The sequence below is a fragment of the Brachybacterium sp. 107 genome (assembly GCF_052379725.1).
Lineage (GTDB): Bacteria > Actinomycetota > Actinomycetes > Actinomycetales > Dermabacteraceae > Brachybacterium.
The window spans coordinates 228,599-235,992 of the sequence record NZ_JBQSYW010000004.1 but is presented as its reverse complement, the minus strand read 5'-3'; the positions used below and the strand labels follow the sequence as shown (position 1 = coordinate 235,992).

Sequence of the window (7,394 nt, the reverse complement as noted above, 5' to 3'; positions counted from 1 at the left end):
CGATGTCCAGAAGCGGTTCGAGACGGCTCGCGGAACGGGCTCCGGCCTGGTCATCCCCACCGCCTGATCACCCCTGCTGGTCCGTCACGGACCGTGCGCTGACGAACGGTCGGCCCCCGTCAAGGGGCCGGGCGTTTCGCCGTCCGTCCCCTGCTATCTGCCCCCTCGGCCTCCCACTGCCTGTGCTGCCAGTCCCCGTCCCGGTCCCTGTCACGTGTGTCTGACCTGCGCCGATCCGTGGACGCTGCGGCGTGGGCACCGGGCGCTCCCGTACCGTTCCGTCGTTGTGCCCGTCAGCGGACGGGCGCGCGAGCCGCGGCACCTCGTGCCGCCTACGACGAGTCGACGAGCCGCAGTCGCCGACGCGAGGGAGAACAGCCGTGGACACGGATCTGACACGCAATCTCGGGGTGGCGGGCATCGTGCTCATGGTCGTCGCCGCAGCCGCCCCCATCACCGTGGTGGTCGCGAACTTCCCGATCATCCTGCTCTCGGCGGGCTCGGTCGGCGCCCCGCTGATGATCCTTGCCGCCACCGTGATCCTGCTGCTGTTCTCGGTGGGCTACACCTGGATGACCCCGCACGTGCCCGACGCCGGCGCGTTCTACGCCTATGTCGATCGCGGGCTCGGCCGCCGGGCGGGCCTCGGCACCGCAGCGATCGCTCTGCTCTCCTACGTGCTGCTCACCGTCTCGATGACCTGCTACCTGGGTGTTCAGGCCGGAAACCTGCTCGCTCTGGGAACGGGGATCGAAGTTCCCTGGTGGCTGATCTCCGCTCTCATGATCGCGATCGTCGCCTTCCTCGGCTACCGCAAGATCGACCTCTCCGCGAAGGTCCTCGGCGTGGTGCTGGTGCTCGAGATCCTCGCCGTCTTCGCGATCGACCTCGGGGTGCTGCTGTCCGGTCGGGAGCTGAGCGCCACCCCGTTCAGCCCCGCCGAGGCGCTCTCGGGCGCCCCGGGCCTGGGACTGCTCTTCGCCTTCCTCGGCTTCTTCGGCTTCGAGGCCACCGCCGTGTTCCGCCACGAGGCGAAGGATCCGCTGCGCACCATCCCGCGTGCCACGTATCTCGCGGTGGTGCTCATCGGCGTGCTCTACACGGTCTCGGCATGGTTGGTCATCTCGGGCCTCGGCGCGGCAACGGCGGTTGACGCGGCGACCGCGAACCCCGACAGCATCATCGTGGGCCTGACCGGCGAGGTGATCGCGCCGATCATGGCCGATCTCGTCCAAGTCCTCGTCGTGACCAGCATGTTCGCGTGCATGCTCGGCTTCCACAACATCGTCACCCGGTACCTGTTCACGCTCGGCCGCCGGGGCGTGCTGCCCACGAGCCTCGGCGCGGCACATCCCCTCCACCGGGCGCCGTCGCGCGCCTCCCTGTGGGTGAGCGGCGTGACCGCCCTGATCGTGGTGGTCTCGGCCCTCGCCCAGCTCGACCCGGTGGTGGAGATCTACACCTGGTACTCCGGCCTCGGCGCCGTGGGCGTCATCGTGATGATGGCCCTGACCTCCCTCGCCGTGGTGCGCTTCGGGATCACGCACCGGACGGCGCGGGCGCCGGTGCCGGTTCTCGTCCTGGCCGGGCTCGGCGGACTGGGCCTGCTCGTGGTCCTCGCGATCTCGCTGGCGAACTTCCCGCTGCTGGTGGGCGGCACAGTCGCGGCACTGATCTGCGGCGTGATCCTGGTGGTCGTCTTCGTGGCCGGCTGCCTGGACCCGCGGCGCGCGGCCGCGGCCGATGCCTCCGACCGGGAGTCCGCGTCGGCCCCCTGATCATCGGCCGCACCCCGGACGGCGAGCACCGGCGGCACCCCGTGGGGCGCCGCCGGTGTTGTGGGAGCAGGTGACGGGACGCGTCGTCGCGTCACCAGCGATGGGCGACGTCCACGACGATCCGGGAGCCGTTCCCCGGTCCGTCCAGGACGAACGCGCGCATCGGGAGCCGGGCGCGCACGCCCAGGCCGATCGTGGTGGACCCTTCGAAGCTGCCGGCGAAGGCGACCTGCTCGAAGGTGCGGTAACCGTCGACATCGACGGCGGTGTTCGCGGAGGACGGGTCGTAAGTGGCCCGGCCAGCGCTGTCGTACGCGGGAGCGTTGAGGACGATCTGCAGATCGGCGCCGCCGGCGAGGCGCACGGTGGATCCGGATCCGGGGCGGTGGACCGCGGTCACATAGGCCACCGAGTATCCGGTGACGGAGTGGTCGAGGTCGATGACGAGACGGTCATAGCAGTCATGCCGGCCCGTGCGCAGATCATCGAGGTGGGCCGAGGACGTTCCGGCCCGTGATGCGGGAAGGGACCCCCAGGCGATGCCGCAGTACGGCGCGGCATTGGCTGCGAGCGTTGTGGTCAGTCCCAGACCGACGAAGAGCACAAGACTGGCGAGCACGGAGAGCACGCGTTTCATGGCAACCTCTTTCGTGCCCCGGTCGGTGCCACGGCGGCATCGGCCGTATCGCCAGTGTCCGCCTGTGCGGAGCGCCGATCCAGTTGCCCGACGGTAATGACCACGTGATCGTGATCTGCCTCTGACCAGCATTTTCTGGTCGTGTGGCCAAAGAGGACGAGAGGGGGACGTCGTATCGCCTCAGGGCTGGGGCATCCCGGTCATCGGCCCCTGCTGCGGAGAGTGCCGGTCCAGGAACTCCAGCATCGCGACCCGGTCCACCCCCGTGAAGGTGCCCGAGGGCATCGCCGCGAGCAGGGAGGCGTGCAGGCGCGCCACCGGCCACACGCTGCCCTGCCAACGATCCTCGGCAGCCGGCTCGGGTTCGCGGCAGCACTCCTGGTCGGGGCACGAGGACGCGAACCGGCGGGTGGTCTCGCGGCCCCGGAACCAGCGGGTGTGCTCGAAGCGGGTGCCCACCGAGATGGAGAACTCCCCGCCGGGTCCGGGCTCGATGTGGGAGGTGCACCAGTAGGTGCCGCCGGGCTTGTCGGTGTATTGGCAGTAGGGGCTCATGCGGTCCTCGCTCTGGAAGACCTGGCGGGCGCTCCACCAGCGGCACACCAGCTGCCCCTCCACGGCGCCCAGCGCATCCGTCGGGAAGCGCACCTCGTCGTTCTGGTAGGCCTTGACGATCGCGCCGCTGAAGTGGGTCTTCAGGAAGTGCACGGGCAGATCGAGGTGGCGGGTGACGAGGTTCGTGAAGCGGTGGGCCGCGATCTCGTAGCTCACAGAGAACTCATCGCGCAGGTCCTCCACGGACAGCTCGCGCTGGGCCTTCGCGGAGCGCAGGAAGTCCACGGCCCCCGCCTCCGGCAGCAGCATGGCGCTGGCCAGGTAGTTGACCTCGACGCGCTGTCGCAGCAGCTCGCCATAGTCGGCAGGCTCCTCCTCGCCGAGCACATGGGCGGCGATCGCCTGCAGCACCGTGGTGCGGGGGTCGGTGGCGCTGCGCTCGAGCGGCAGGTAGATGCGCATGTTCTCGGCGTCGGTGATGCTGCGGGTGGAGTGGGGCAGGTCGCCCACCGAGTGCAGGCTGAAGCCGAGCTCCGCGGCCAGCAGTGAGACCTTGCGATGGGAGAGCGGTCCGCCGCGATGGTCTATCCGCGCCAGCAGATCCCGGGCGGTCGCCTCGAGCTCGGGATAGTAGTTGCCCGAGCGGGACTGCTCCTCGCGCAGCTGCCCGTTCACGCGCCGCGCCTCCTCGGGCGTCGCGGCGCGCTCGCGGTGCAGACGCTCGAGCTCGTCGTGGAGGCGCAGGATCGTCTCGATCGCGGCATCGCTGAGCGAACGGCGCACGGGCAGGTCCGGCAGCTCCAGTCCCTGATACAGAGCGCCGGTCTGCGCCTTCTCCAGCGAGATCTCCAGGGCGGCGCGGCGGGACGGGGCCTCCTGCCGCAGCAGGTCCTCCACCTCGACCCCGAGCACGCGGGCGATGCGCCGCAGCTCCCCGAGCCGCAGCTCGCGCCGTCCGTTCTCGATGACGGAGAGCTGGGAGGGGGCCCGCTCGAGCGCCTCGGCGAGCTCGCGCAGGGACAGACCCCGCTCGAGCCGACGGGCGCGGATGCGGCGGCCGATGGTGAGGCGGTCGGAGGAGTCGTCGTGATCCACGTCGTCGTGTGCCATGGCGGAAAGGATGCCACGCCGGAAGTTCTCCGTGCCAGAAATATGGCAGAAGTTCTTCCTCCCAGCCCCTTCGGATCGGGGAATCGACGCTCCAGAGTGTGAGGACCCGACGAAGTTCGCCGGGACCGCTCGACCCCTTCGGTCGGACGTGGAGCAGCAGAGGAGTCCACCATGGAGCAGTTCACCCGCCGCACCGGTGACCAGAGCATCACGGCCGCGGAGCTCGCCGCCGAGTGGGATCTCGATCCCCGGTGGCGCGATGTGCGTCGCGACCACACCGCGGAGGACGTCGTGGCCCTCGCCGGCCCGGTGCGCGAGGAGCACACCCTGGCCCGCCGCGGCGCGGAGTCGCTGTGGGATCTCGTCCAGCAGAACACGGAGGACCCCGGCAGCTGGGTGCGCGCCCTGGGCGCCCTCACCGGGAACCAGGCCGTGCAGCAGGTGAGGGCGGGACTGAAGGCCATCTACCTCTCCGGCTGGCAGGTCGCGGCCGATGCGAACCTCTCCGGCAAGACCTACCCGGACCAGTCCCTCTACCCGGTCAACTCCGTCCCCGCCGTCGTGCGCCGGATCAACAGCGCCCTGCTCCGGGCGGCCCAGATCGAGCACGCGGAGACCGGCGCCACGAGCCGGGACTGGACCGCACCGATCGTCGCGGATGCGGAGGCAGGCTTCGGCGGACCCCTGAACGCCTACGAGCTCATGCTCTCGATGATCGAGGCGGGAGCCGCCGGCGTGCACTGGGAGGACCAGCTGGCCAGCGAGAAGAAATGCGGCCACATGGGCGGCAAGGTCCTGGTCCCCACCTCCCATCACGTGCGCACCCTCGGGGCGGCCCGGCTCGCGGCCGACGTGGCAGGAACACCCACGGTGATCATCGCCCGCACCGACGCCCTCGCGGCGACCCTGCTGACCAGCGACGTCGACGAGCGGGACCGGGAGTTCCTCACCGGGGAGCGCACCGCGGAGGGCTTCTACGAGGTGCGTCCGGGCATCGATGCGGTGATCTCCCGCGGCCTGGCCTACGCGGAGTACGCGGATCTGCTGTGGGTCGAGTCCGCGGAGCCGGATCTCGAGCTGGCCCGCACCTTCGCCGAGCGCATCCACCGCGACTTCCCGAACCAGAAGCTCGCCTACAACTGCTCGCCGAGCTTCAACTGGAAGCGCCACCTCGACGACGCCCAGATCGCGCGCTTCCAGCGCGAGCTGGCCGCCATGGGGTACGCCTTCCAGTTCATCACCCTGGCCGGCTTCCACTCGCTCAACCACGCGATGTTCGAGCTGGCCAGCGGGTACGAGACGAGCCAGATGTCCGCGTTCGTCGAACTGCAGGAGGCGGAGTTCGCCTCTGCGGCCTCCGGTTTCACCGCCCATCGCCACCAGGCCGAGGTGGGCACGGGGTACTTCGACCGGGTCTCCACCGCGCTGAACCCGAGCAGCAGCACCCTCGCCCTCGCCGGCTCCACCGAGACCGCCCAGTTCCACTGATCCGTCGAGCGCACCGAGCGCACCGAGCGCAGCGACCACACCGACTGCACCGGCTGCGCTGACCACCCCGTCCTCTGCGACCGCACCGAGCAAGGAGCATCCGATGACCCTCACCCAGGACACTCGACCCACCCGACCCCACCAGACCGCTCAGACCGACCGATCGGACCCGACCCGACCCGGTCCGTCGGCCGAGCGAGGCACCCTGGAGGTGCTCGGCGCGATGTCCGAGCGCTTCGAGGAGATCCTCACCCCGGCGGCCCTCGACTTCGTCGCCGGCCTGCACGACCTCTTCCACTGCGAGCGTCACCGGCTGCTGCAGGCGAGGACCCTGCGCCGCGAGTCGATCGCCGCCGGGGCCATGTTCGACTTCCTCCCCACCACCGCCGCCGTGCGCGAGGATCCCGAGTGGACCGTCGCCGGTAGCGGCCCCGGCCTCGAGGACCGTCGGGTGGAGATCACCGGCCCCACCGACCGCAGGATGACGGTCAACGCGATGAACTCCGGGGCCCGGGTGTGGCTCGCCGACCACGAGGACGCACTCAGCCCCACCTGGGAGAACATCATCGGCGGGCAGGTGAACCTGCACGACGCGATCCGCCGGCAGATCGACTTCGTCTCCGAGCAGGGCAAGGAGTACCGCTTGGGCGAGGAGACCCCGACCATCGTGCTGCGGCCCCGCGGTTGGCACCTCGATGAGGCACATCTGCGGTACACCGGCGCGCGCGGCCGCAGCGGCCGGGCCATCGCGGCCCTCGTGGACTTCGGGCTCTACGCCTTCCACAACGCCCGCGAGCTCGTCGAGCGCGGCGCGGGCCCCTACTTCTACCTGCCCAAGCTCGAGTCCCATCTCGAGGCGCGGCTGTGGGACGAGGTGTTCACGCACACGGAGCAGCACCTGGACCTCCCGCACGGCACCATCCGCGCCACCGTGCTCATCGAGACGCTGCCGGCGGCGTTCGAGATGGAGGAGATCCTCTACGAGCTGCGCGACCACTGCGCCGGGCTGAACGCCGGCCGCTGGGACTACCTGTTCAGCATCATCAAGATGTTCCGCGACCGGGGACGGCGGCGGGTGCTGCCGGACCGCTCGGAGCTGACGATGACCGTGCCGTTCATGCGGGCGTACACGGAGCTGCTGGTGAGCACCTGCCATCGCCGCGGCGCCCACGCGATCGGCGGGATGAGCGCGTTCATCCCCGACCGCCGGGATCCGGAGGTGACGCGGCAGGCCCTGGAGATGGTCTCCGACGACAAGCGTCGGGAGGCGACCGACGGCTTCGACGGCACCTGGGTGGCCCATCCCGACCTGGTCCCCGCGGCGCAGGCGGAGTTCGACGCGGTGCTCGGAGAGGCTCCCCACCAGCTGCACCAGCTCCGGGAGGACGTCGCCGTGACCGCCGCGGACCTGCTGGACACGCACGTGGAGGGAGGCCGCATCACGGAGGCGGGGGTCCGCCAGAACGTGCGGGTGGCGATGCGCTACCTCGACAGCTGGCTGCGCGGTCAGGGGGCCGCGGCGATCGACCACCTCATGGAGGATGCGGCGACCGCCGAGATCTCCCGCTCCCAGCTGTGGCAGTGGATCAACCAGGGCATGCTCACCGAGCGGGGCATGCCGGTGGTGGCCGAGAAGGTCGAGTACCTCATCGAGCAGTGCGCCGAGGAGATGTCCCGTGAGGAGGGCAGCCGGGCGCAGGACGCCGCGGCGCTGCTGAGCGAGGCCGTGCTCGGAGAGACGTTCCCGGCCTTCCTCACGACCGCCGCGTACGAGCTCCAGCTCCGGTGAGCCGGGGGCGCGGAGGGACCGCCGGGACAGCATGCCC

5 protein-coding genes are annotated in these 7,394 nt (G+C 70.5%); 3 read left to right on the top strand and 2 right to left on the bottom strand.

All coding sequences use genetic code 11. From position 1 onward, the window contains the following. Positions 1-380: 380 nt before the first annotated feature. Positions 381-1,778, top strand: coding sequence for an APC family permease (locus tag ACT3UL_RS07445; protein WP_444577526.1), 1,398 nt, complete (start codon positions 381-383; stop codon positions 1,776-1,778). 91 nt (positions 1,779-1,869) lie between these two features. On the opposite strand, the gene ACT3UL_RS07440 is transcribed toward ACT3UL_RS07445, so the two are convergent. Both ACT3UL_RS07440 and ACT3UL_RS07435 read right to left on the bottom strand, forming a co-directional pair. Beyond that, on the bottom strand, positions 1,870-2,415 hold the full coding sequence (locus ACT3UL_RS07440) for an AMIN-like domain-containing (lipo)protein (protein WP_444577524.1): 546 nt from the start codon (positions 2,413-2,415) through the stop codon (positions 1,870-1,872). A 180-nt stretch (positions 2,416-2,595) separates the two neighbouring features. Beyond that, entirely contained in the window at positions 2,596-4,080 is a 1,485-nt protein-coding gene (locus ACT3UL_RS07435) for a helix-turn-helix domain-containing protein (RefSeq protein WP_444577522.1), read from the bottom strand. Between the two features lie 171 nt (positions 4,081-4,251). Here ACT3UL_RS07435 and aceA point away from each other — a divergent pair, with 171 nt between their 5' ends. Both aceA and aceB read left to right on the top strand, forming a co-directional pair. Beyond that, complete coding sequence (aceA, locus tag ACT3UL_RS07430; RefSeq protein WP_193117668.1) at positions 4,252-5,568, top strand: isocitrate lyase; 1,317 nt, start codon at positions 4,252-4,254, stop codon at positions 5,566-5,568. 103 nt (positions 5,569-5,671) lie between these two features. Further along, the gene (gene aceB, locus ACT3UL_RS07425; RefSeq protein ID WP_443416619.1) at positions 5,672-7,357 is read left to right on the top strand and encodes a malate synthase A; all 1,686 of its coding nucleotides are present in this window, start codon (positions 5,672-5,674) and stop codon (positions 7,355-7,357) included. Positions 7,358-7,394: the final 37 nt, after the last annotated feature.

Coding starts and splice junctions, on each gene's coding strand:
- aceA (WP_193117668.1), top strand. CDS start 4,252: ATGGAGCAGTTCACCCGCCGCACCGGTGACCAGAGCATCACGGCCGCG.
- ACT3UL_RS07440 (WP_444577524.1), bottom strand. CDS start 2,415: ATGAAACGCGTGCTCTCCGTGCTCGCCAGTCTTGTGCTCTTCGTCGGT.
- ACT3UL_RS07435 (WP_444577522.1), bottom strand. CDS start 4,080: ATGGCACACGACGACGTGGATCACGACGACTCCTCCGACCGCCTCACC.
- aceB (WP_443416619.1), top strand. CDS start 5,672: ATGACCCTCACCCAGGACACTCGACCCACCCGACCCCACCAGACCGCT.